The organism is Proteus terrae, assembly GCF_003144325.1.
GTDB lineage: Bacteria > Pseudomonadota > Gammaproteobacteria > Enterobacterales > Enterobacteriaceae > Proteus > Proteus terrae.
In genome coordinates, this window is record NZ_PENS01000010.1 from 186,454 (window position 1) to 210,263 (window position 23,810).

Consider the following 23,810-nt stretch of genomic DNA (forward strand, 5'->3'; position numbering starts at 1 on the left):
GGCTATTCACTTTTTAATAGAGAATTAAATAGCTCAATAGTAACAGTTTCACCAGCTGCAACTTTACCGCGTTCACGCTCTAAAACGATAAAGCAATTAGCGACACTAAAGGAGCTATAAACGTGTGAGCCTTGATGACCAGAGGTATCTACTTGCCATACACCTTCTGTATTAATACTTGCAATACCACGCTGAAAATCAAGGCGACCTGCTGATTTTTTCAATGGTGATTGTGCAATGGCTTGGAAACGTTGCGGAGCTTTCCAATGGCTAAAGCCTGATAGACGTGCAATTAAAGGCTGAACCAATTGATAGAATGTCACGGTCGCTGACACTGGGTTACCCGGTAAGCCGCAGAACCATGCATTATGTAATCGACCAAAGGCAAAAGGTTTTCCCGGTTTAATGGCAAGTTTCCAAAAACCAATTTCACCAATTTCATCAAGAATTTGTTTGGTGTAATCGGCTTCACCCACAGAAACACCACCACTGCTGATCACCAAATCTGCTTCTTGATCAGCCTTTTTAAAGGTTTCACGCAGTTTTTCCGGTGAATCAGGGATAACCCCTAAATCTAAGACTTCACATCCTAATTTTTCAAGCATTAAACGTACCGCAAAGCGGTTAGTATCATAAATTTGACCCGCTTTTAATGGCTGGCCAATGGTTTGTAATTCATCACCCGTTGAGAAAACAGCCACTTTTAAACGACGATAAACTTGTACTGTTGCTACACCTAAAGAGGCGATTAAAGGTAATTGCGCTGTTGAAAGCTTAGTGCCAGCCGGTAATACAATGTCATTTTCTTTAATATCTTCACCAATACGGCGAATATTCTGGCCTTTTTTAGCAGGGTGTGGAAAACGAACACCATTTTCAGTCACTTCAGCTTCTTCTTGCATTATGACAGTATCAACACCCGCAGGAACCATTGCCCCTGTCATAATGCGTACACATTGCCCAGCAGGGAGTTCTCCCTCAAAAGGAATACCTGCGAACGATTTACCAGCAACAGGAAGTGGAGTTTGAGCTTCTAAGTCAGTGTAACGAAGTCCATAACCATCCATTGCCGAATTATCAAAAGGCGGAACATTCAGTGGAGATGTAATATCTTCACTTAGAATATAATCTGCGGCGTTATTTAATGGAATGTTAAGGGTATTGGTAATTGCCAGCGGTTTTTCAAGTAGTTTTTCTAGCGCTTCATCAAGAGATAATAAACCGCTAACGTGACATTGACTCATCATATACTCCAAGATCTATCGAAATGTTCTGTTTTATTTCATGATACTAATCTATCACGATGAACATCATCATGTCAGAGATCATCTTGTGAATAGAAAGAAATGAAACTTCTTATTGCAAAAATGTTAACTGTCTGGGGTTAATGTGTTGCTTGTTCTGTTATTAATGGGCGGCACATTAAAATGATAAAACAAAATAATGGATATCCATGAATACTTCAAATCACCAAAGTCATTCAGCACAAGCTTTTCATATCGCTTTTAGTGGGTTTCTTGCTTTAGTGGTTGCAATGGGGATAGGGCGCTTTACATTTACACCTCAAGTGCCATTGATGATTGCAGAATATCAATTGACGCTAACAAGTGCGGGTATTGTCGCTGCATTTAATTATCTTGGTTATCTCGCGGGCTCTTATGATGCGATGAAAGCCGTTAAAGGTGTGGGATATCGTTTGTGGGCAGGTCTTTGGGGCGCGGTGATAATCACTCTGTTGTCTGCTTTTTTAAATGATGCTTTTACACATAGTATTGCGCGCTTTTTTATTGGCTGGGCAAGTGGTTGGACGTTAGTGCTGGTGGCTTCATGGGCTAATGAGTTACTGGCTCGTCTTAATCGGCCTGCATTAAGTGTGGCTGTTTATGCAGGAACGGGTGCAGGTATATTTATTAGCGGTATTCTCGCCGTGCTAATTATGAAATGGCAAATGAGTGCGATGGCAGGGTGGTTAATTTATGGTTCTCTTGCTTTTATTTGTGCCATATATGTGAGCTACCATCTTCCGAAACCTTGGAAAATGAGTAGAGAAGAAGTAAAAGTTGCCCCTTTAACGCTCACTCCAGCGATGAAAAAGCTGATTTGGGGTTATACCTTTGCCGGATTTGGCTATATTTTACCTGCTACATTTCTTTCTCAAATGGCAGCCGAGCGTTTTCCGGGTAGCTTGATTGCACAATTTGTTTGGCCTGTTTTTGGTGCTTCAGCTGCATTGTGTATCGGGATCGCCATTTTAACGCGTAACATACTAAATACGCAGTTACGCTTAGCTATTACGCTTTGGTTACAAGCATTAGGTATTTTGATTGCAGAGTGGATCCCGACGATAACAGGGCTTGCAATTGGCGCTTTCTTAATTGGTGGCGGTCTTATGTGCGCTGTACAACTTGCTTTTTTACGAGGCAGAGAACTAGCGCCTGATCATGGGCGTTATATGGCGGGTTTACTCACCACTTTTTATGCCATCGGACAATTAGTTGGCCCCGTAATTTCTTCACTTTCAACCGCATTAACAGGAAAATTAGAACCTGCACTTTATGTTGCTTTTATTGTGTTGATAATCGGTGGTTTTCTGGTGTGTTTAAAAGAAAAAAGAGCATCCGCAAGCTAAAAATAGTTCATACAAAAATGCAATAATTTCATAACGAAAAATGCGGTATCGCTGGATAATGTGATTGAGGTCATCTAAAGTGTAGGCTGTTGTTGCTAAGTGTGATAACAGCTACTTAATTAATGTGTTTATCGGAGAGTCCAATGTCATCATTAAGTAAAGAGGCGCAATGGGTGCATGCTGCGTTAGTTGAACGCGGTTTGGAAACGCCTCTTCGTGAACCCAAACTCTCTCCAAGTGAGAGTAAACAGCAAATTGAACATCATATGACAGAAGTGATGAAGCTGTTAAATCTGGATTTGAGCGACGATAGTTTAGCTGAAACACCTCGTCGTATCGCTAAAATGTATGTTGATGAAATTTTCTCAGGGCTGGATTACCACAACTTCCCAAAAATCACGCTAATTGAAAATAAAATGCAAGTTGATGAAATGGTGACAGTACGAGATATCACATTAACAAGTACTTGCGAACATCACTTTGTTACCATTGATGGTAAAGCGATTGTGGCTTATATCCCGAAAGATAAAGTGATTGGGTTATCTAAAATCAATCGTATTGTGCAATTCTTTGCTCAACGCCCTCAAGTTCAAGAACGCTTAACACAGCAAATTCTTATCGCATTACAAACGTTACTAGGCACAAAAAATGTGGCTGTTTCTATTGATGCGGTTCACTACTGTGTTAAGGCTCGTGGTATTCGTGATGCAACTAGTGCAACAACAACTACCTCGTTAGGTGGGTTATTTAAATCGAGTCAAAATACGCGTCAGGAGTTTTTGCGCGCTGTTCGTCATCTTTGAGATTTTAAATAAAAATGAATAAATCGTCCCATCAACGTATCGAAGCTCTCGATGCGTTGAGAGGAATGGCGATCCTTGGCATTTTATTGCTCAATATTTCAGGTTTTGCATTATTAAGAGTGGCTTCATTTAACCCATTACATTCGGGAGAAGCCTCTTTTGGTGATCGTATAACATGGATGGCATTAAATCTGTTTGCTCAAGGAAAATTCCTCTTTATTTTTGCCTTGCTATTTGGTGGTACGCTTTATCTCCTTTTGCATAAAGGAGCGCGTTTTAATATATCGCGGTTAGTTGTGCTGGCCTTGATTGGCCTTATTCACACACTATTTATTTGGGAAGGTGATATTTTATTACCATATAGTATATGTGGTTTATTTGTTTTTGCGTTTATTAAATCAATAGCGACAAAACACCAGTTTATATTGGGAATAATACTCTATTTTTGTGGCGCACTTATTTTAGGTGCGTTGTTTTACTATTATCGTGATTTTATTGATACCGTTTGGTACAGCACGTCATATTCTCAATTGGCTGAATCAGATTGGAAAACAGGGCCTTATTTAAATAGTGTTTATTATCGTTTGAATGAGCTAAGTCTTTTTGTTTTTAATCTAGTACGTCAATACAGTTGGTTTTTGTTTGGTGCGATGTTGATGGGCTCTGCATTAATGGCGTCGGGTTGGTTACAGCAGAAATTTAGTCGCGCTCATTATGGTCATGTGGCACTTTATTTCCTCACAATCAGTTTAAGCTTACAAACAGCTATTGTGCTGGTGGATTATTACCTTGATTGGGATTACCGCTGGGCAGCTATTTTGGCACAACCTTTAACCATGCTGATCCAAGTGATGCAAAGTTTGGGGTATATTGCGCTGTTTTATTGGAGTTGGGATATTATTCAACATTCTTATTTTGCCTATGCTTTACGTTGTGTCGGCAAAATGGCGTTAACAACCTATTTAATGCAAAGCCTTATCGGGATTTATTTATTTCAGCGTATGGGGCTATTTAATCAATTTACTCTACCGGAATTGATGCCTTTTGTTGCGGCCATTTGGGCAATCAATATTACTTTTGCTGTGATTTGGTTACGTTATTTCCCACAAGGGCCTATAGAGTGGATCTGGCGTAAATCAGCCTCAAAATTAGCACAATTCTTTTAGGTTTTTTCATGATTATTTTCGTTCAGAGGAAGTGATTCAACTTCCTCTGGTGAAACCGCAGGATAACCTTTAATACCTTCTGGAATAGATTGTATTGCAGGAATAGTTTCTGGTGGCCCTAAAAAGCGTGGCTCACGGTTTAGAATATACACATCAATCATTGCGCCTGCTCTGGCAAATACTTCGCGTACACGTACTTTAAACATGCTTTTAGGGGATGCAACCGCAAAGCATTGTGCGTCAATTCCTTTTTCTAATGCGATAAAAACGGCTCGTTCACAGTGAAAACGCTGAGTGATAATAGTAAATCCATCTGTACCAAATACCTCTTTTGTTCGTACTACTGAATCAAGTGTTCTGAAGCCAGCAAAATCCATCACAATACGAGAGGCCGGAATACCTGCTTTAATGAGATCTTTACGCATCGTATTCGGTTCATTATAGCTGTGCTTGGCATTATCACCGCTGAGTAATAAATACTGAATTTTGCCACTATTATAAGCATTAACAGCGCCTTGGATGCGGTATTGATAAAACTGATTTATATAACCACTGGTATAGTACTTAGATGTACCTAATACCATGCCCACTTTTTTAGCGGGCAACGTATCCACATCTTCAAAGATATAAGGATTGGTTTTCCACCCGATCCAGCGATCGCAGGCAATCAAGGTGACTGCAAGCAGAATAAAAAGTGTGAGAAAGAGATAAATGAGGCGTTTTAGCATTTCCTTGCCTTAATGACGCAAATAATGAATGACTTTCATAATACTTAAGGCTACTTGAGCGGAGATAGGGAAGCAAGAAAAAAGCGCTTCATATTAAGTAATGACGCGCTTTTCAGAATGGTACTTAGTGTTTCAAGCTACTTAGAACGAGGTTCTTTTGTAAATACGGTACTCTGGTGACCAATAGTTACGTTCAATAGCTTCTTCTAATGCTGAATCAGAAGTTACGGTAGCAACACCTTGTACTTGAGCTTCTTTTGCAACTTGTTTTGCAATATAACGCGAAACTTGCTGAATATCAGCCAGTAAAGGTAACAGAGAACCATCACCATCTTTTGCCATTGGTGAGCAATCTGCTAATGCACGGCTTGCAACCATTAACATGGCATCAGTAACACGTTTTGCACCACATGCGATAACACCTAGTCCAATACCTGGGAAAATATAAGAGTTGTTGCATTGTGCAATTGGATACTCTTTATCTTTGTATTTAACTGGTGCAAATGGGCTACCCGTTGCGACTAAAGCTTGTCCATCAGTCCAGTTGATAATATCTTCAGGACGTGCTTCTACACGAGAAGTTGGGTTAGATAATGGCATTACGATAGGGCGTTCACAGTGTTTGTGCATTTCACGAATAATTTCTTCAGTGAATAAACCTGCTTGTCCTGAAACACCAATCAAAATAGTCGGTTTTGCATTCTTAACCACTTCTAACAGTGAAATTGCATCGCTTTCGGTTTCCCAATCAGCAATAGTTTCGCTTTTTTGGATAAGTTTACTTTGGAAATCAAGTAGATTTGGTAGTTTGTCTGTTAATAAGCCAAAACGGTCAACCATAAAGATACGTTCACGCGCTTGCTCATCACTTAAACCTTCAGATTTCATTTGGGCAATGATTTGCTCAGCAATACCACAACCTGCAGAGCCTGCGCCTAAGAAAGTGACAGTTTGGTCTTTTAATTGGCGGCCAGCAGCACGACTTGCTGCAATTAAGCTACCTAAAGTAACAGACGCTGTACCTTGAATATCATCGTTAAAGCAACATAGCTCATCACGATAACGGTTTAATAAAGGCATCGCATTTTTTTGTGCGAAATCTTCGAATTGCAGTAAAACATTTGGCCAGCGACGTTTAACAGCTTGAATAAACTCATCAACAAACTCGTTATATTCATCACCTGTAATGCGAGGATGACGCCATCCCATATACAGAGGATCGTTTAGACGTTGTGGGTTATTAGTACCAACATCAAGTACAACAGGCAGTGTGTACGCTGGGCTAATACCACCACACGCGGTATATAAAGAGAGTTTACCGATAGGAATACCCATACCACCGATACCTTGGTCACCTAGACCAAGAATGCGTTCGCCATCTGTTACAACAATGACTTTTACGTTCTGTTTCGTGGCGTTTTGTAGCATATCGTCGATATTGGCACGGTTAGGGTAAGAGATAAATAAACCACGAGCACGACGATAAATATCAGAGAAATGTTCACAAGCTTCACCTACAGTTGGTGTGTAAATGATAGGCATCATTTCAGTTAGGTGAGATTCCAATAGACGGTAAAACAGGGTTTCATTGGTATCTTGGATATTTCGTAGGTAAATATGTTTATCGTTATCGTTTTTGAAATCAAGATATTGGCGATAAGCGCGTTCAACCTGCTCTTCGATGGTTTCAACTGCTTCAGGCAGTAAACCATGTAAGTTAAAGGTGCTGCGTTCTTCTTCGCTGAAAGCACTACCTTTATTTAACAGGGGAAATTCAAGCAGGATTGGACCTGCATACGGGATGTAGAGAGGGCGTTTACTTTCGTGTTCCAGTTCCATGAAAAATACTCTTGTAAGGCAGTTAGTCACATGACAATTGTAGATCCTACAAAATAATAAAAATATGTACAGCTTATGTTATTTTTTTATGATTTTTATGCTTAGAAATGAGAGATAGATACGGTTGTTACAACTTTTTCTGGTAAGCATCAGCAAAATTTACATGCTGATGCTTTTTTAGGAGAGATTTTTAGAGGAATAAGTTAAAACTTTTTACAAAGTGATACGTTGCATTTGGCGACAACCTAAAGCAGTTAATGTTGCTTGTGTTGCATCCCATTGCGTTAAAACTGTCTCTGTTTTTTCGATTAAGACAGCAGATTCAATATCCATAACACTCTCACCCGCCATATTTAACAAAATTAATGCGGCTTGTAGTGGCGGTAAACTTGGGTTGAATGCGGCATTTTCTGCGTAACTACCTTGGAATATTTTGCCATTTTTCATTTGAACAGCAATACCACTGTGCGACTCACTATAAGGAGCATGGCTACGATTCGTGGCTTGTAGCGCTTGCTGTGCTAATTCACTAGGGTTATCAATTTTGTAACCGTGATTAACTTTGTCCATTAATAAAGAGGTGATATTGAGATCTTTCGGGCCAAAGCTATCAGGTAAATAATCACCTAATGTTGCCATTTTTCTTCCCGGTAACTGAATTTGAATATGGGTGCCACTGTTCAATTCGTTCATAAACTGGCGACAGTGACCACAAGGTGTATAGTTAACGGTAACGGAGATCAAGCGAGATTCACCTTGTAACCACGCATGAGTCACAGCACTTTGTTCTGCGTGAACAGTTTGTTGTAGTGGGGCACCTGCAAATTCCATGTTGGCACCAAAGTAGAGATTACCACTTTCACCACGAGCAATAGCACCAACATTAAAATGAGATATCGGTGTCACTGCACAAGCAGCCGCGACTGGTAAAAGTGCGAGGGCTAAGGCATCATCATTACATTGTAACTGTGTTTTTATGGCATTGACCTGCTCTGCTGTAAACATTGCAGGGAATTCATCCTGCTCAAGATAAGGAGCAAGTGCTTGTTGTAACTGAGGGGATAAATCTGACCAAACTGCCTGAAAACGAGTATGCATACATGAGTCTCCCATTAATCTTTCTGTATTATAAGATTCTAGGCATCTTTACTCATTCTTATATGTGATGAAAATCATATTTTCAATGAAACAATTGCAATAAATTCATTAATTGAGAGATGTATCTCAAATTTATAGCATTTTTCTCAAAAATAGTGAGATGAAAAATCTCCAAAGGGAATGGAATTTTAATTGAACACTTCTGTGATAACTCGCTAATCCAAATCTATTAATGCCGTACTTATAAAATAAACGTTTATTTCTTGTAAATAGCGAATGAATTAATGGAAAATCTCCAACACTTTATTTGCGGGTTACAGGAACCCCCCTTATGATTGGAGTGAGATTGCAAGTTGGTTTGCTTCTAAAGTCTTAGTTGATACTGAAATAGTGAAAAATGCACATTTTACATCAATGATTAATATGGCATTGAAACTTAGAAAAGGTGAACTAACCGAAGTATCTTTATTAATTTCTGAATAGGCATAAAAAAACCTTCGTCTTAATTAGGCGAAGGTTTTTGTTTTACCACTGGAAATGAGGTTAACTATAAAGATGCAAAATAATAGGGAAGATAAACGGAGCAAGTAAAGAGGTAATAATCCCGCATGTCATTAATGCCAATGAACTATAAGCACCTTCGATATAATCCACTTCTGCCGCTCTTGCTGTTCCTACTGCATGCGAAACGGTTCCCATCGCTAATCCCCGAGAGGCGTGAGTTGGAATTCGCAAGATCTTGAATAGAGTGTGACCAAAAATGGCACCTAAAATACCTACTGCAATAACACATGCAGCACTGATTGCAGGAATACCACCTATGGAGTCTGCAACTGCCATTGCGATAGGTGTTGTGACTGATTTAGGTAAGACTGATGCGGCAATTTCGGGAGTTGCTCCTGCCCATAAGGCAATCGCAGTACCACTGACCATGGCTGCAACACTACCAATAAAGCAAATACTTATTAGTGATTTCCATTGTGCGCGAATTTGGTGTAATTGCTGATAAAGCGGAATAGCTAAAGCAACAACGGCAGGTTGTAATAAATCATTTAAAATACGGCTACCTGCAAAATAGTGTTCGTAAGGAGTATGTGTAATTAATAAGATAGGAATAATAACCGCAATACCAATAAGTAAAGGGTTCAATATAGGTAATTTATAACGAGCAGCAAGTTTACGTGATAAATAAAAGATAATTATGGTTAAAGGAAGTGACCACCATATATTCGTTAACACTAACATTTTTTCTTCTCACTTAATGCTTTATCATCATCTTTTTCTTTTGTTTCAATAATATCTTCAACTAGATCTGGTTTTGAACCTACGATAATACGCTCACGATGAACATAATGTGAACAGTAAGCAACCAGTGCCATAACCCCAAACGTACTGACTATACAGGCTAAAACGATAGGGAAAAGTTGCTGGCTAAGTAAATCATAATAATTCATTACGGCTACCCCGATAGGGATAAAGAGCAATGACATATTTTTCAGCAGGATATTGGCGCCAGGTTTAACCCAACGCAAAGGAATAAGCTGGAAAGCAAGTAAACCAAAAAGGATCAGTAACCCAATAATACTACCTGGAACCGCGAAGGGTAGAAGAGCTGAAATAAGATTACCAGCAAAAAGACAAAGATAAAGTACCAAAAAAGATCGTAGATAATGCCAAAGTGTAATCTGCAATCGTGCCCGTTTAGATTTCATAAGTAAGTGTCCCAAATCAACTAACAGAATTATCATACACCGATTTTGAAAGTGTGCTATGGATCACAATAAAAAAAGAGCGGGGCTCTAATAGAACCCCGCCATATATTTATTTGGCAAATGAATCTTGGTTGTTATTTCACTTGTTGACCCGGTTTTGCACCAGAATCTGGACTGAGTAAGAAAATATCTTTATCGCCAGGGCCTGCTGCCATTACCATGCCTTCTGAAATACCAAAACGCATTTTACGAGGTGCTAAGTTTGCTACCATTACCGTTAAGCGACCTTCTAACACTTTAGGATCTGGGTATGCAGTACGAATACCTGAGAATACTTGGCGAGTTTCGCCACCTAAGTCCAAAATTAATTTCAGTAGTTTGTCTGAGCCTTCAACAAAGTCTGCTTGTTTAATTTCAGCGATACGCATATCGATTTTCGCAAAATCATCAAATTTGATGGTTTCTTGAATAGGTGCATCAGCCAATGGCCCCGTTACTTCTTTTACTGGAGCAATGGTACTTTTTGATGCTTCAACCATTGCGTTAGCTTTATCCATTTCAATACGGTTAAACAACGCTTTGAATTTAGTGATTTCTTGGCCTAACAGTGGTTGATCAAGTGCATCCCATGTTAATTGGGTTTGTAAAAAGGCTTCTGAACGTTCTGTCAGTGAAGGTAATACAGGTTTCAGATACGTCATCAATACACGGAATAAGTTAATTCCCATAGTACAGATTGCTTGTAACTGAGTATCTTGACCTTCTTGTTTTGCCACTACCCAAGGGGCTTTTTCATCGATATAACGGTTAGCTTCGTCAGCTAATGCCATAATTTCACGAATGGCTTTACCAAACTCACGATTTTCAAATGATTGTGCGATAGTTTCTTTCATATCAACAAAGTGTTGATAAAGTTTAGCATCATCTAAAGAATCAGCTAATTTGCCATCAAAACGCTTGCTGATAAAACCTGCTGTACGCGATGCAAGGTTCACCACTTTATTAACGATGTCACTGTTTACACGTTGAACAAAGTCTTCTAAGTTTAGGTCAATATCGTCAATGCGTGATGAAAGTTTTGCAGCATAGTAATAACGTAGGCAATCCGCATCAAAATGATCAAGATAAGCGCGAGCAGTAATAAAGGTGCCACGAGATTTTGACATCTTCGCACCATTTACTGTGACATAACCATGAACAAACAAGTTTGTTGGTTTGCGATATTCGCTACCTTCTAACATTGCAGGCCAGAATAAGCTGTGGAAATAGACGATATCTTTACCAATAAAGTGATAAAGGTCAGCTTTGCTGTCTTTATTCCAAAATTCATCAAAACTTAAATCACCACGTTTTTCACATAAGTTTAAGAATGAACTCATGTAGCCAATCGGTGCATCTAGCCATACATAGAAATATTTACCCGGTGCATCTGGAATTTCGAAACCGAAATAAGGCGCGTCACGAGTGATATCCCACTGTTGTAAACCACTGTCGAACCATTCTTGCATCTTATTCGCAACTTGTTCTTGCAGTGCACCAGAGCGTATCCACGCTTGTAACATGTTGCTAAATGCAGGTAAGTCGAAGAAATAGTGTTCTGTTTCGCGCATTACAGGCGTTGAACCTGATACGACAGAGCGTGGATTAATTAATTCTGTTGGGCTGTAAGTTGAGCCACAAACTTCACAGTTATCACCATATTGGTCTTGCGCTTTACATTTAGGGCAAGTGCCTTTTACAAAACGGTCAGGCAAGAACATGCCTTTTTCTTCATCATAAAGCTGAGAAATTGTTTTGCTTTTGATGTGACCATTCTTTTTCAGTGCAAGATAAATTTTAGTCGATAATTGGCGACTCTCTTCACTGTGTGTAGAGTGATAATTGTCATAACTGATATTGAAGCCTGCAAAATCCTGCTGATGCTCTTTGCTCATTTCTTCAATCATGGCTTCTGGAGTTATGCCCAATTGTTGAGCTTTCAGCATAATTGGGGTGCCGTGGGCATCGTCAGCGCAGATGAAATGAACTTCTTTGCCGCGCATTCGTTGATAACGGACCCAGATATCTGCCTGAATGTGCTCAAGGATATGACCGAGATGAATTGAACCGTTAGCATAAGGTAACGCGCAGGTTACCAATAATTTATTCGCGACGTGAGACATAGTAAGGATCTTACTTCCATAAAATTAATAAAAGGGACTTTGATGGTAACCGATCCATCATGATGTCGCTAGGGCAATAATCGAGTTTTTGCAAGAGAAATTTCAGTTGGCAAATTGAGGTAAGGCATTATCGTAGTCATCTACTATCTGATATGATAGATACACTCATATATTTAATAAATAATGAAAACGAGAGGAGCCGGGATGAGTGATAAATCCCCCGAGCAGACCACCCCTGAGATTCTGAACGAAAAAGTTTCAGGTGTCTTGTCTACTTTTGAACACCCGACATTGAAACGTAATCTGCTTTCTCTAAAAGCACTACATCAATGTGCGATGATTGACGATGTTCTTCATATCGAATTAGTGATGCCGTTTGTTTGGAAAAAACCTTTCCAAGTCCTAATCGAAGAAAAAACAGCTGAACTTCGCAACATCACTGGCGCAAAAGCCATTGAATGGAAACTCAAGCACAATATTTCAACCTTACGTCGCGCAAATGATCTGCCTGGTGTTAATGGTGTTCGTAATATTCTTGCAGTGAGCTCTGGTAAAGGTGGCGTAGGTAAATCAAGTACAGCAGTGAACCTTGCATTAGCACTTGCACAAGAAGGCGCTAAAGTAGGTATTCTTGATGCTGATATTTACGGCCCGTCTATTCCTAATATGTTGGGTACCACAATGGAGCGTCCAACGTCTCCTGATGGACAACATATGGCGCCGATTATGGCTTATGGTTTAGCGTCTAACTCTATCGGTTATTTAGTCACTGATGATAATGCGATGGTATGGCGTGGTCCTATGGCGAGTAAAGCATTAATGCAAATGCTCCAAGATACGCTGTGGCCTGACTTGGATTATCTGGTTATCGATATGCCACCGGGAACAGGTGATATTCAATTAACCTTATCTCAAAATATCCCAGTAACTGCTGCTGTTGTAGTAACAACACCACAAGATATTGCGCTGGTGGATGCGATGAAAGGGATTGTCATGTTTAAGAAAGTCAATGTGCCTGTATTAGGTATTATTGAAAACATGAGCGCACATATTTGTAGCAACTGTGGTCACCTTGAACCTATCTTTGGTACTGGTGGTGCGGCGAAATTGGCTGAGAAGTATCATTGCGAATTATTAGGTCAAGTTCCTCTTCATATCTCTTTACGTGAAGACTTAGACCGCGGACAACCAACAGTGATGCGTGATCCTGAAGGCGAGTTTGCTGATATTTATCGCGAAATCGCATCAACAGTTTCTGCTCAAATGTATTGGGATGGAGATGCAATCCCAACGGAAATTTCTTTCCGCGCAGTGTAATTGCTGTTCAATAATACATTGAATTATTTGCTGATTTAAATGGAGAGTCATTTGGCTTTCCATTTTTTACATGTGATTTCCGACTGTTTTTGATAAAAAACAAATAGATTTCTGGTTTTACGCTGGAACCAGAGTGATTTCAAAACTATAATCTGCGCTAGCGTAATATTTACATATTATTACGTTATCCCTCTTTTTATTTCAAACCAGGTTTTTGATTATGGCTGACACAGCACATCAGTGCACAATTGTAGGTATCGCTGGAGCTTCTGCTTCGGGTAAGAGTCTTATTGCAAGTACACTTTACCGCGAATTAAGAGCACAAGTAGGTGATCATAATATCGGTGTGATACCAGAAGATTGTTATTATCGTGACCAAAGTGATTTAACGATGGAAGAACGATATAAGGTCAATTATGACCACCCAAATTCGATGGATCACGCACTTTTATATCAGCATTTGTGTGAACTCAAAGCAGGAAAAAACATCGAACTCCCTCAATATGACTACGTTGCTCACACTCGCAAAGCAGAATCCATTTCTTTTCAACCCAAAAAAGTTATTATCATTGAAGGCATCTTGTTATTAACAGATAAACGCCTACGTGAAGAGATGGATTTCTCTATCTTTGTTGATACGCCATTAGATATTTGCTTAATGCGTAGAATTAAACGTGATGTGAATGAACGTGGACGTAGCTTAGACTCAGTCATTGAACAATATAATAAAACCGTTCGTCCTATGTTCTTCCAGTTTATTGAACCTTCTAAACAATATGCCGATATTATTGTCCCTAGAGGGGGTAAAAACCGTGTTGCGATTGATATTCTGAAAGCAAAAATTGGTCAGTTCTGCGAATAATAGATTCATTTGTGGGCAGCTTTCATGCATGATGAAACTGCCTGTTTAATTTGAAGAAGGAAATAAAATGCGATTATGCGACCGTGATATTATTCAGTGGCTGGATGAAGGTAAATTAGTCATTGAACCCCGCCCGCCCATCGAGCGAATTAACGGCGCAACAGCAGATGTTTGCTTAGGAAATCAATTTCGTGTTTTCCAAGGTCATACTGCAGCTTATATTGATTTAAGTGGTCCTAAGGCAGAAGTAAATGCAGCGCTAGAGCGTGTGATGAGTGATGAAATTGTTTTACCTGAAGGTGAGGCATTCTTCTTACATCCTGGTGAATTAGCGTTAGCTGTGACACTTGAATCAGTCACATTACCTGATAATGTGGTGGGGTGGTTAGATGGACGCTCATCATTAGCTCGTTTAGGTTTAATGGTGCATGTTACCGCTCATCGTATTGATCCAGGCTGGCATGGACAAATCGTATTAGAGTTTTTCAATTCAGGTAAACTCCCTCTCGCATTAAGACCGGGTATGGTTATTGGTGCATTAAGCTTTGAGCCTATGTCTGGTTCTGCTGATAGACCTTATAATCGTCGTCAAGATGCAAAATATAAAAATCAACAAGGTGCAGTTGGTAGTCGGATTAGTGAAGATTAACTATCTTTATAATCATTATTATCATATTTCACTAAGCGGGTAATTGTATGAAAAGGTTTCTGACAACACTGGCTATTTTGCTTGTGGTTATTTTGGCAGGCTTAACAGCGTTAGTTTTACTCATTAACCCCAATGATTTCCGCGGATACCTTGTTGAAAGGGTCGAAAAACAAAGCGGTTATAAACTCACATTACAAGATGATATGCGTTGGCATGTATGGCCAAAGTTAAGCATTATTAGTGGTAAAATGTCATTGACAGCACCTGGTGCTGAAATGCCTTTAGTTACAGCCGATAATATGCGTCTTGATGTTGAGTTATTACCGCTACTTTCTCATCAACTTGAAGTAAAAGAAGTCATGCTTAAAGGTGCCGTTGTTCGCCAAACACCGGAAAGCAAAGCTATTCCTAAAATATCACCGCCTTCTACTCCTCGAGATATTTCTCACCCAGTAATCGAACCTAGAGCCAATAATTGGCAATTGAATATCGCCAAAGTAAAAATTTCAGACAGCTTAATTATTTGGCAAATGAAAGACGGTGAACAGCTTAATTTACGCGATATTAATTTATCGTTGAAAACAGACGAGAAAAAACAAGTTAGTCTTGAGATGAGCACGAAAGTGAATCGTGACCGTCGTGAGATCACCCTAAATGTTGCCGCTAATGCGGATATGAACAGTTATCCTTACCAAATTGCAGGTAATATCACACAGTTAGATTATGCTTTATCAGGAATAGGGATCCCTGAAAATGGCATAACAGGAAGTTTAACTTCAGATTTTACGATCCAAAATGAAGGTGTGAGAAAAATTTCACTTGATAACTTAAATCTCACTGCTAATGACAGCCAACTGCAAGGTAATATCAGTGCGGAATTTGCAGGTAAAACACGTTATCAAGTTGATTTAAAAGGTGAACAATTAAATTTAAATACGTTGTTACCAGAGTTAGCTGCGACTAAAACAACGGAAACCGCATTATTGTCCCCTAAAGATAATCAGACGCCATCATCGTTTTCATTATTTAATATTGCACATGCAGCGCCAGCACCAAATGCCACAATTATGGCAAAGCCGGTTATTACTTCAGTTACTATTGAAAATAAAGAATATGATTTAACGCATTGGGGCGATATTGAGTTTACGCTGAAATTAGCACTGAATAAGCTTCTTTATAAAGATTTAGAGATTAATAATTTTAAACTTGATGCTTTAAATAATCCTAAGTCGCTGAATATTCAAACCTTAACAGGACATGTCCTTCAAGGTGACTTCTCACTTCCAACAGTTATCTCTACAAGCATTGTGCCAGCACATATCAGCATGGATGTCACAATGAACAATATTCCATTACAACCGCTATTGCGTGTGTTTAATCAACCTGAAAATTTCAGTGGATTAATTTCGGCAAAAGGGAATTTAGAAGGTGCGGGATATAACCGAAAAGCCTTTTATAATTATTGGCAAGGTACGCTCAATACATCTGTTAGCCAATTTAAAATGCAAGGATTAAATGTTCCGCAGGTTATTCAGCAATCAGTCGCTCAAGCGACAGATAAAGTAATTTATCCTGAAGATATCGAGAGTTACACACAAGCAGATAATGTGATTGCCCAATTTAAATTAACCCCAAAAGGACAATTGACGGTTAATTCTCTTGATGCTCAAGCTGATGCTTATCAAATTAAAGGGCAGGGTAAAGTTAACCTTCAACGTCATGATCTTGATGTAACACTATTGGTTAATATTAAAAAAGGGTGGGGTAAAGAAAATGAATTTATTCGCCAACTGGCTAAAGTTGATATTCCATTAAGGCTTTATGGGGATTGGAATGAGGTGCAATATGAGCTCAATGTCGAAAAATTATTGCGCGATCAATTACAGCAAAAAGCGAAACAAGCCATCGATAATTGGCTAAATAAGCAAGATGCTGAAAGCCCAGAAGTAAAAGCACTTAATCAGTTATTGAAGAAAATTTAATTTCACGACTTTTAACTTCATCACACTCCTAATAAAAGCACACTATTTTGATAATTGTGTGCTTTTTGCTTTATATCTATCATTTAATTTATATTTTGAATGAAAAGTAAGCATTCGTGCTATGTATATGTAAAAAAATAGTCGTTTTTTTTGATATATGTCATACACTGCAACGTTGCCTTTGGGCAGAGTGTGTCAATCGCACTAAACGCAAAAATGATGATAAAAATAAAAAACTTCATTTGATAAATGACTACTTTAGACAGGATAAATAAATGATTGAAATTCTTATCGGCGCCTTCGTTGCTGTAGGTGTTGGACGTTATATTGTAAAAGGCTATTCACCAACTGGTGTTTTAATGACGGGTGGTCTGTTATTACTGATCATCAGCGTTATTATGGGAAGGGCTGTTTTACCTGCAAGTGCAACTGCAACAGGCTACGGCTTAATCGATATTGTTGAGTATGTGAAAAATCTACTAATGAGCCGTGGTGGCGATTTAGGCATGATGATCATGATACTTTGTGGTTTTGCTTCTTATATGACACACATCGGTGCTAATGATGTTGTTGTTAAATTAGCATCACGCCCACTAAAAATGATTAACTCACCATATCTTCTGATGGTTGCGGCTTACATTGTTGCATGTTTGATGTCACTGGCTGTTTCATCAGCAACAGGTTTAGGGGTGTTGTTAATGGCAACTCTATTCCCTGTTATGGTGAATATGGGAATTAGTCGCGGTGCAGCTGCTGCAATTTGTGCGTCTCCTGCCTCTATTATTTTAGCGCCAACATCAGGTGATGTTATTTTAGCCGCTGAAGCGTCTCAAATGCCGCTGATTGATTTCGCATTTAAAACCACATTACCTATCTCTATTGCTGCAATTATTGGTATGTGTATCGCTCATTTCTTCTGGCAGCGTTATCTTGACCGTAAAGAGCATATCGAAACAGAAATGTTAGACGTGAATGAAATCAAAACTCACGCACCAAGTTTCTATGCAATTTTACCTTTTACACCAATCATTGGTGTTCTCGTTTTTGATGGTAAATGGTTACCAGAGCTTCATATCGTTGCTATTATTATCATCTGTATGATTTTAGCAGCTATTATCGAATTTATTCGTAGCTTCAGTGCAAAACAAGTTTTTGAAGGTTTAGAAGTTGCTTACCGCGGTATGGCAGATGCATTTGCTCAAGTTGTTATGTTATTAGTCGCAGCAGGGGTATTTGCTCAAGGTTTAACAACAGTTGGCTTTATTAATGCATTAATTGAAGGTGCTCAGTCATTAGGTTCAGGTGCGATTGTGATGATGATTGCATTGGTATTAATTACCATGCTAGCAGCAATGACCACAGGCTCTGGTAACGCACCATTCTATGCATTTGTTGAATTAATTCCTCGTCTAGCAAGCAACATGGGTGTTAACCCAGCTTATTTAACGATTCCAATGTTACAAGCTTCAAACTTAGGCCGTACATTATCACCGGTTTCTGGTGTTGTCGTTGCGGTATCAGGTATGGCAAAAATTTCACCGTTTGAAGTGATGAAACGTGTTTCTGTCCCTGTTTTAGTAGGGCTGGTTATTGTTATTGTTGCTACTGAAATTCTTGTACCAAGTACATTGGGTTAATTATTAACTTATGAAATTAATCTAAATTTATTGTTTTAAATTTTATTGGCGGGCTTTGTAATTGAACAAAGCCCGTTTTTTATTGGCTTAAGAAAAGCCGTATAAAAATAATTATTTAAACTGAATAAAGGCATTTGCGACTTTTTTAGGACCTTCATATATTTCAAATTTTTCTAATTCTTTTAATAAATGATGAGGGGCATATTCAACTAAAAACTGCATAGTGCCCTCACTTATCCAATGCTCAGACTTTTGTTTTGTGTGAGTGAGTTTAATGTTAAGACTCCAGCTATTTGGTTCATAAGGCAGTTGAGTCGTTGGATAATAAAAACCAGCTAAAGGCGGTGGTGATTGTCTTCCCCCTTCAGCAGAGGTTAACCAGACGATTTTAATCCAGACATTGGTATGCATATTATTTTCCAGTAGACACTATCTCCAGATAAAAAATATCCGCCTTAAAGGCGGATATTTTGCTATTTGACAGGGATTATGCTTCGTCAACGTTTTCTTCGTCTTCAGGTGTTGGTTCTACAATTCGAACTTTATTAATTCGATGGTTGTTCACTTCTAACGGCTCAAATTCAATGCCATCAATAAGGATCTTTTCACCAACAGTTGGAACACGTTGTAAATGTTCCATTAATAAGCCGGCTAAGGTTTCATACTCACGTTTTTCATCCAATTTGATTGGAATATAAAGCACTAAGTCTTCAAGTGGTGTAAAGCCGTTAACTGTCCATGAACCATCTTCATTTTGAACCAAGTCGTGACGTGAATCGTTTTCTTCAGAACTGACTGGTAAGTTACCCGCGATGGTCTCCATAACGTCAGTTAGTGTCACGATCCCTTCTACTGAACCAAATTCATCTACGACAAAAGCAAAGTGAGTATGCGCACTTCGGAATTGCTCTAACGCTTGCAGCAAGGATAAACCTTCAGGGAAAATCAGCGGTTGTGTGACCAGTAAACGTAAGTCTAGTGGTTCATTACGTAACTGTTGGTTTAACAGTTGGATCACATTAACAACCCCAACAGGTTCATCACTGTGTTGTTCATCCGTAATCACTAGGCGAGAGTGAGGATCCTTTTCCAATAATTGGCGGATATCATCTTGTGTTGAATTTAAGTCTACATATTCAACATCATGACGAGAAGTCATTATACTGTTCACATTACGTTGACTTAAACCAAGCACACGCACAATCATTTGACGTTCTTGGGGATCAAACACCTCTTCAGCATCAGAGACTAAATCAGATGTGTGATGATCTAATTCGGATGATTCAGGCTTACCATTAATAATACGTAACACCGCTTCTGCTGTTCGTTCACGTAAAGAACGAGAAGCTGATAAGAAACGACGACGGTTAAATTGTGCTAACTGATTAAAGACTTCTATCATGATAGAGAAGCCAATCGCTGCATATAAGTAACCTTTTGGAATGGCGTAACCAAAGCCTTCGGCAACTAATGCAAAACCAATCATCAGTAAGAAACTTAAACACAAAATAACAATGGTTGGGTGGTTATTGACGAAGTTTGTTAAAGGTTTACTTGCCAGGATCATCAAGAGCATTGCGATAGTAACAGCTGCAATCATAACGCCTAAATGATCAACCATACCCACAGCAGTTATTACTGAGTCAAGCGAGAATACTGCATCCAGCACGATAATTTGGGCAACAACAGACCAAAAGCTAGTTGTTTTACGTTGTTTTCCCTCATTATGGTCTTTACCTTCTAGCCGTTCATTAAGCTCCATGGTGGCCTTGAACAACAAGAATATCCCTCCGAGAAGCATAATTAAGTCTCTTGCACTGAAAGGATGATCAAACAGTGTAACAAGAGGTTTTGTCAGAGTGATAAGCCAAGAGAGACTAAATAACAACACGACACGCATAATTAAGGCACATAATAGCCCGGTTATACGCGCTTTATCTCTTAGTTTTGCTGGAAGTTTATCTGCCAGAATAGCAATAAAAACAAGGTTATCAATACCAAGTACGATTTCGAGAACAATTAGGGTGGAGAGTCCTACCCAAATCGTCGGATCCAAGATCCATTCCATACAGTTTGTTTTACCTTCTATAAAGACGGCATATGCCGACAAGGGAATAATGAGCAATTTGCAGGAATTTTTCAATAATTTATTATTAATATAAAGGCAATAATTTCATTTTACGTGAAAGAGTGCGATATCGATTGCATCAATAACTACCACCAATGATGAGAGTGCGTTACTATGTGATCAGGTTAACACATTGTCAGTACAGTGATACTGGCAGGTTTATTTTCAGACGGGAGTTATTTTCATGTCAAAACAGCAAATCGGCGTGGTTGGTATGGCAGTTATGGGACGTAACCTTGCGCTAAATATTGAAAGCCGTGGTTATTCTGTATCCATTTACAACCGCTCAAGCGATAAAACCAACGAAGTTATCGCTGAAAATCCAGGTAAAAAACTGGTTCCGAATTATTCTATTGAAGAGTTTGTTGATTCGTTAGAAAAACCGCGCCGTATTTTATTAATGGTAAAAGCGGGTGAAGCAACGGATAAAACAATTGCTGCATTGACACCGCATTTAGATAAAGGCGATATCCTTATTGATGGCGGAAATACTTTCTTTAAAGATACCATTCGTCGTAATCGTGAATTATCAGCACAAGGTTTTAACTTCATTGGTACAGGTGTTTCTGGTGGTGAAGAAGGCGCATTAAAAGGCCCTTCAATTATGCCTGGTGGACAAAAAGAAGCTTATGAATTAGTAGCTCCAATCCTTGAAAAAATTGCGGCGGTTGCTGAAGGCGAACCTTGTGTGACTTATATCGGTGCTGATGGCGCGGGTCACTATGTGAAAATGGTTCACAACGGTATCGAATATGGCGATATGCAACTGATTGCAGAAGCGTATTCAGTATTAAAACACTCTTTAGGTCTAACTAATGAAGAATTAGCAGAAACCTTTACCGAGTGGAATAAAGGTGAATTAAGTAGCTACCTGATTGAAATCACTGCTGATATCTTCCGTAAAAAAGATGAAGAGGGTAAATACCTTGTTGATGTTATTCTTGATGAAGCAGCAAACAAAGGTACAGGTAAATGGACAAGCCAAAGTTCTTTAGATTTAGGTGTGCCAGTTACACTTATCACTGAATCTGTCTTTGCGCGTTATATCTCTTCATTAAAAGATCAACGTGTTGCGGCATCTAAAGTATTATCAGGGCCAACACCTAAAGCATTTTCTGGTGATAAAAAAGCCTTTATTGAAAATGTTCGTCGTGCACTGTATTTAGGTAAAATCGTTTCTTATGCTCAAGGTTTCCAACAACTGAAAGCAGCATCAGACGAATATAACTGGGATTTAAACTACGGTGAAATCGCGAAGATTTTCCGTGCGGGTTGTATCATTCGTGCTCAATTCCTGCAAAAAATTACAGATGCTTATAACGAAGATGCAAGCATTGCAAATCTACTGTTAGCACCATACTTCAAACAAATCGCTGATGATTACCAACAAGCTTTACGTGATGTTGTTTGTTATGGTGTACAAGCAGGTATTCCTACTCCAACATTCTCTGCAGCTATTTCTTACTACGATAGCTATCGTGCAGAAGTGTTACCAGCAAACTTAATCCAAGCTCAACGTGACTATTTTGGTGCGCATACTTATAAACGTACTGATAAAGATGGCGTATTCCATACTGAGTGGATGGAATAAATATATTTAATATTAGGTTATATAATTAAAATATAACAAAGAAAAGGTGCTCAAATTGAGTACCTTTTTTATTTAATGAAAATAAATATCCAATTATTTATATTGCAGGGTATAAACAACACTACTATTAACTTTACCAGCAGTTGTTGTGCTTGTTGCATAATATTGAATGGTATAAGGTAAGGTAGCTAAAAAGTGTCGACCTCAATCTTCACATATCATTTTCTATTGGCAGATCTTTCTAATAGAGGTATTGCTCTTTCTTCTCCCCAGCTTTGTAGTGCCGCTAAAACGTGAGAGAGTGATTCTCCATCTTCACTGAGTTTATATTCAACTTTGGGCGGAATCTCAGCATACACTTTGCGCTCAATAAGCCCATCAGATTCAAGTTCACGTAACTGTTTAGTCAGCATTCGAGGTGTTATTGAAATAAGTTTTCTTTTTAGTTCATTAAATCGCAGTATTTTTCCCTGTAAATGGTAAAGGATCATACCTTTTCCTTTACCTCCCATTAGCTCTAAAGACGCTTCAACAGGGCATCCATCATAGGTGTAGTCGTTATATCTATTCTTTTTTACAGTATCCATTTGTATCCTATATACATAAATTGTACGTACTTGCCAGATAGTAAATTATAATTAAAATGTACCCGATACAAGTGTCTTACTTTGGAATAGGTGTAATAAATGAATTTATTAAAGATATTGAAAACACGTTATGCGACAAAACATTTTGATAAAAACAAAGTGATCCCTGAGCAAGAATTAGAACAAATTAAAGCATTATTACAACTAAGCCCATCAAGTGTGAACACTCAACCATGGCATTTTATCATCGCGAAAACTGATGATGCTAAGCAGAAAATTGCTGGCTCAACAGAAGGGGGGTATGAGTTCAATAAAGAGAAAATATTAAGTGCTTCACATGTTGTGGTTATGTGTGCAAGAAATACGTTATCTGAAGAATATCTCTCTCATTTGCTTGAATTAGAAGATCAAGCAGGACGATATCCAGAAGCCGAATTTAAAGAGCAAAATAATCTCGCAAGATCATTTTTTGTTAATCTACATGAAAAACAACTTGGTGATTTATCTCATTGGATAGAGAAACAGGTTTATTTAAATATGGGATCACTATTACTAGGTGCCGCAATGTTAGGAATAGATGCTCTTCCAATGGAAGGCTTTGATTTATCAAAAATAGATTCAACATTTTCTTTAAATAATAAAGGTCTTCATGCTGTGACAATAGTTGCATTAGGTTATAGAGAAGAAGATGATTTCAACTACAATTTGCCAAAATCAAGATTGCCACAAAGTGAAATTATCACAGATATTTAGGTTTTAAGTTTTTGATTTAAACCTCACTTTATTAAGTGAGGTTTTTTCATTATGGCTTTAGCCAGTTTAAGTCGCGCTAGCGTCTTAAACATAAAACCACCTGCTTTGCAGGTGGCGTTCAAGGGTTATACCAAGAAAAACACCTTTCCGTTACGATATAGATGTTC

The 23,810-nt window shown here is 38.7% G+C and carries 20 protein-coding genes and 1 pseudogene; 10 read left to right on the forward strand and 11 right to left on the reverse strand.

Going from position 1 to position 23,810, the window contains the following annotated elements; all coding sequences use genetic code 11:
• Nucleotides 1-2 precede the first annotated feature (2 nt).
• Entirely contained in the window at nucleotides 3-1,244 is a 1,242-nt protein-coding gene (gene moeA / locus DK857_RS11870) for a molybdopterin molybdotransferase MoeA (protein ID WP_109402266.1), read from the reverse strand.
• Between the two features lie 209 nt (nucleotides 1,245-1,453).
• Here moeA and DK857_RS11875 point away from each other — a divergent pair, with 209 nt between their 5' ends.
• The 3 genes from DK857_RS11875 to yeiB all read left to right on the forward strand — a co-directional run bounded on the left by DK857_RS11875 (nucleotide 1,454) and on the right by yeiB (nucleotide 4,598).
• Nucleotides 1,454-2,629, forward strand: a complete 1,176-nt coding sequence (locus DK857_RS11875; protein WP_109402267.1) for a YbfB/YjiJ family MFS transporter — start codon at nucleotides 1,454-1,456, stop codon at nucleotides 2,627-2,629.
• 143 nt (nucleotides 2,630-2,772) lie between these two features.
• Nucleotides 2,773-3,432 carry a GTP cyclohydrolase I FolE gene (gene folE / locus DK857_RS11880; RefSeq protein WP_023581251.1) on the forward strand — a complete coding sequence of 220 codons (660 nt, stop codon included), beginning with the start codon at nucleotides 2,773-2,775 and terminating at the stop codon, nucleotides 3,430-3,432.
• 14 nt (nucleotides 3,433-3,446) lie between these two features.
• Nucleotides 3,447-4,598 (forward strand): DUF418 domain-containing protein YeiB, encoded by a 1,152-nt coding sequence (yeiB, locus tag DK857_RS11885; protein ID WP_109402268.1) that lies wholly within the window; start codon nucleotides 3,447-3,449, stop codon nucleotides 4,596-4,598.
• Here yeiB and sanA read toward each other — a convergent pair.
• The 6 genes from sanA to metG all read right to left on the reverse strand — a co-directional run bounded on the left by sanA (nucleotide 4,595) and on the right by metG (nucleotide 12,137).
• Nucleotides 4,595-5,326 (reverse strand): outer membrane permeability protein SanA, encoded by a 732-nt coding sequence (gene sanA, locus DK857_RS11890; RefSeq protein ID WP_109393505.1) that lies wholly within the window; start codon nucleotides 5,324-5,326, stop codon nucleotides 4,595-4,597. The two genes, yeiB and sanA, sit on opposite strands and share 4 nt — an antisense overlap.
• 141 nt (nucleotides 5,327-5,467) lie before the next feature.
• On the reverse strand, nucleotides 5,468-7,165 hold the full coding sequence (locus DK857_RS11895; RefSeq protein ID WP_088493349.1) for an NAD-dependent malic enzyme: 1,698 nt from the start codon (nucleotides 7,163-7,165) through the stop codon (nucleotides 5,468-5,470).
• Nucleotides 7,166-7,378: 213 nt separating this feature from the next.
• Nucleotides 7,379-8,263, reverse strand: coding sequence for a cytidine deaminase (cdd, locus tag DK857_RS11900; RefSeq protein WP_075672540.1), 885 nt, complete (start codon nucleotides 8,261-8,263; stop codon nucleotides 7,379-7,381).
• A 543-nt stretch (nucleotides 8,264-8,806) separates the two neighbouring features.
• On the reverse strand, nucleotides 8,807-9,508 hold the full coding sequence (locus tag DK857_RS11905) for a CidB/LrgB family autolysis modulator (protein WP_171455281.1): 702 nt from the start codon (nucleotides 9,506-9,508) through the stop codon (nucleotides 8,807-8,809).
• Nucleotides 9,502-9,975, reverse strand: a complete 474-nt coding sequence (locus DK857_RS11910) for a CidA/LrgA family protein (RefSeq protein ID WP_075672539.1) — start codon at nucleotides 9,973-9,975, stop codon at nucleotides 9,502-9,504. Before DK857_RS11910 ends, DK857_RS11905 begins: the two co-directional genes overlap by 7 nt.
• Nucleotides 9,976-10,109: 134 nt before the next feature.
• A complete protein-coding gene (metG, locus tag DK857_RS11915; protein ID WP_075672538.1) occupies nucleotides 10,110-12,137 on the reverse strand; it encodes a methionine--tRNA ligase in 2,028 nt (675 codons plus the stop codon).
• Between the two features lie 204 nt (nucleotides 12,138-12,341).
• Here metG and apbC point away from each other — a divergent pair, with 204 nt between their 5' ends.
• The 5 genes from apbC to dcuC all read left to right on the forward strand — a co-directional run bounded on the left by apbC (nucleotide 12,342) and on the right by dcuC (nucleotide 18,584).
• On the forward strand, nucleotides 12,342-13,454 hold the full coding sequence (apbC, locus tag DK857_RS11920) for an iron-sulfur cluster carrier protein ApbC (protein ID WP_075672537.1): 1,113 nt from the start codon (nucleotides 12,342-12,344) through the stop codon (nucleotides 13,452-13,454).
• Nucleotides 13,455-13,674: 220 nt separating this feature from the next.
• Nucleotides 13,675-14,316 (forward strand): uridine kinase, encoded by a 642-nt coding sequence (gene udk, locus DK857_RS11925; RefSeq protein WP_109393506.1) that lies wholly within the window; start codon nucleotides 13,675-13,677, stop codon nucleotides 14,314-14,316.
• Between the two features lie 67 nt (nucleotides 14,317-14,383).
• A complete protein-coding gene (gene dcd / locus DK857_RS11930; RefSeq protein WP_075672535.1) occupies nucleotides 14,384-14,965 on the forward strand; it encodes a dCTP deaminase in 582 nt (193 codons plus the stop codon).
• Nucleotides 14,966-15,012: 47 nt separating this feature from the next.
• Complete coding sequence (gene asmA, locus DK857_RS11935; protein WP_109402269.1) at nucleotides 15,013-16,947, forward strand: outer membrane assembly protein AsmA; 1,935 nt, start codon at nucleotides 15,013-15,015, stop codon at nucleotides 16,945-16,947.
• Between the two features lie 275 nt (nucleotides 16,948-17,222).
• Entirely contained in the window at nucleotides 17,223-18,584 is a 1,362-nt protein-coding gene (dcuC, locus tag DK857_RS11940) for an anaerobic C4-dicarboxylate transporter DcuC (protein ID WP_069367549.1), read from the forward strand.
• 111 nt (nucleotides 18,585-18,695) lie between these two features.
• Here dcuC and DK857_RS11945 read toward each other — a convergent pair whose 3' ends face one another.
• Complete coding sequence (locus DK857_RS11945; RefSeq protein WP_109402270.1) at nucleotides 18,696-18,995, reverse strand: hypothetical protein; 300 nt, start codon at nucleotides 18,993-18,995, stop codon at nucleotides 18,696-18,698.
• A gap of 76 nt (nucleotides 18,996-19,071) precedes the next feature.
• Nucleotides 19,072-20,652, reverse strand: coding sequence for a TerC family protein (locus DK857_RS11950; protein ID WP_109393510.1), 1,581 nt, complete (start codon nucleotides 20,650-20,652; stop codon nucleotides 19,072-19,074).
• Nucleotides 20,653-20,896: 244 nt separating this feature from the next.
• Between DK857_RS11950 and gndA the strand changes: the two genes are divergently transcribed.
• A complete protein-coding gene (gndA, locus tag DK857_RS11955) occupies nucleotides 20,897-22,303 on the forward strand; it encodes an NADP-dependent phosphogluconate dehydrogenase (protein WP_109393511.1) in 1,407 nt (468 codons plus the stop codon).
• A gap of 93 nt (nucleotides 22,304-22,396) precedes the next feature.
• Here the strand turns inward: gndA and DK857_RS19355 are convergent.
• Nucleotides 22,397-22,492, reverse strand: a pseudogene (locus DK857_RS19355) (fimbrial protein); the annotation flags it as partial.
• 29 nt (nucleotides 22,493-22,521) lie between these two features.
• Complete coding sequence (locus tag DK857_RS11965; RefSeq protein ID WP_075672530.1) at nucleotides 22,522-22,890, reverse strand: winged helix-turn-helix transcriptional regulator; 369 nt, start codon at nucleotides 22,888-22,890, stop codon at nucleotides 22,522-22,524.
• 99 nt (nucleotides 22,891-22,989) lie between these two features.
• On the opposite strand from DK857_RS11965, the gene nfsB reads away from it, so the two are divergent.
• Nucleotides 22,990-23,643 carry an oxygen-insensitive NAD(P)H nitroreductase gene (nfsB, locus tag DK857_RS11970; protein ID WP_109393512.1) on the forward strand — a complete coding sequence of 218 codons (654 nt, stop codon included), beginning with the start codon at nucleotides 22,990-22,992 and terminating at the stop codon, nucleotides 23,641-23,643.
• The last annotated feature ends 167 nt before the right edge of the window (nucleotides 23,644-23,810 follow it).

Bases quoted from the DNA above. Each gene is read 5' to 3' on its own strand.
- DK857_RS11945 (WP_109402270.1), bottom strand. From the start codon at position 18,995: ATGCATACCAATGTCTGGATTAAAATCGTCTGGTTAACCTCTGCTGAA.
- gndA (WP_109393511.1), top strand. From the start codon at position 20,897: ATGTCAAAACAGCAAATCGGCGTGGTTGGTATGGCAGTTATGGGACGT.
- asmA (WP_109402269.1), top strand. From the start codon at position 15,013: ATGAAAAGGTTTCTGACAACACTGGCTATTTTGCTTGTGGTTATTTTG.
- DK857_RS11910 (WP_075672539.1), bottom strand. From the start codon at position 9,975: ATGAAATCTAAACGGGCACGATTGCAGATTACACTTTGGCATTATCTA.
- cdd (WP_075672540.1), bottom strand. From the start codon at position 8,263: ATGCATACTCGTTTTCAGGCAGTTTGGTCAGATTTATCCCCTCAGTTA.
- DK857_RS11950 (WP_109393510.1), bottom strand. From the start codon at position 20,652: ATGGAATGGATCTTGGATCCGACGATTTGGGTAGGACTCTCCACCCTA.
- udk (WP_109393506.1), top strand. From the start codon at position 13,675: ATGGCTGACACAGCACATCAGTGCACAATTGTAGGTATCGCTGGAGCT.
- folE (WP_023581251.1), top strand. From the start codon at position 2,773: ATGTCATCATTAAGTAAAGAGGCGCAATGGGTGCATGCTGCGTTAGTT.
- dcuC (WP_069367549.1), top strand. From the start codon at position 17,223: ATGATTGAAATTCTTATCGGCGCCTTCGTTGCTGTAGGTGTTGGACGT.
- metG (WP_075672538.1), bottom strand. From the start codon at position 12,137: ATGTCTCACGTCGCGAATAAATTATTGGTAACCTGCGCGTTACCTTAT.
- nfsB (WP_109393512.1), top strand. From the start codon at position 22,990: ATGAATTTATTAAAGATATTGAAAACACGTTATGCGACAAAACATTTT.
- DK857_RS11875 (WP_109402267.1), top strand. From the start codon at position 1,454: ATGAATACTTCAAATCACCAAAGTCATTCAGCACAAGCTTTTCATATC.
- sanA (WP_109393505.1), bottom strand. From the start codon at position 5,326: ATGCTAAAACGCCTCATTTATCTCTTTCTCACACTTTTTATTCTGCTT.
- DK857_RS11895 (WP_088493349.1), bottom strand. From the start codon at position 7,165: ATGGAACTGGAACACGAAAGTAAACGCCCTCTCTACATCCCGTATGCA.
- moeA (WP_109402266.1), bottom strand. From the start codon at position 1,244: ATGAGTCAATGTCACGTTAGCGGTTTATTATCTCTTGATGAAGCGCTA.
- yeiB (WP_109402268.1), top strand. From the start codon at position 3,447: ATGAATAAATCGTCCCATCAACGTATCGAAGCTCTCGATGCGTTGAGA.
- DK857_RS11905 (WP_171455281.1), bottom strand. From the start codon at position 9,508: ATGTTAGTGTTAACGAATATATGGTGGTCACTTCCTTTAACCATAATT.
- dcd (WP_075672535.1), top strand. From the start codon at position 14,384: ATGCGATTATGCGACCGTGATATTATTCAGTGGCTGGATGAAGGTAAA.
- DK857_RS11965 (WP_075672530.1), bottom strand. From the start codon at position 22,890: ATGGATACTGTAAAAAAGAATAGATATAACGACTACACCTATGATGGA.
- apbC (WP_075672537.1), top strand. From the start codon at position 12,342: ATGAGTGATAAATCCCCCGAGCAGACCACCCCTGAGATTCTGAACGAA.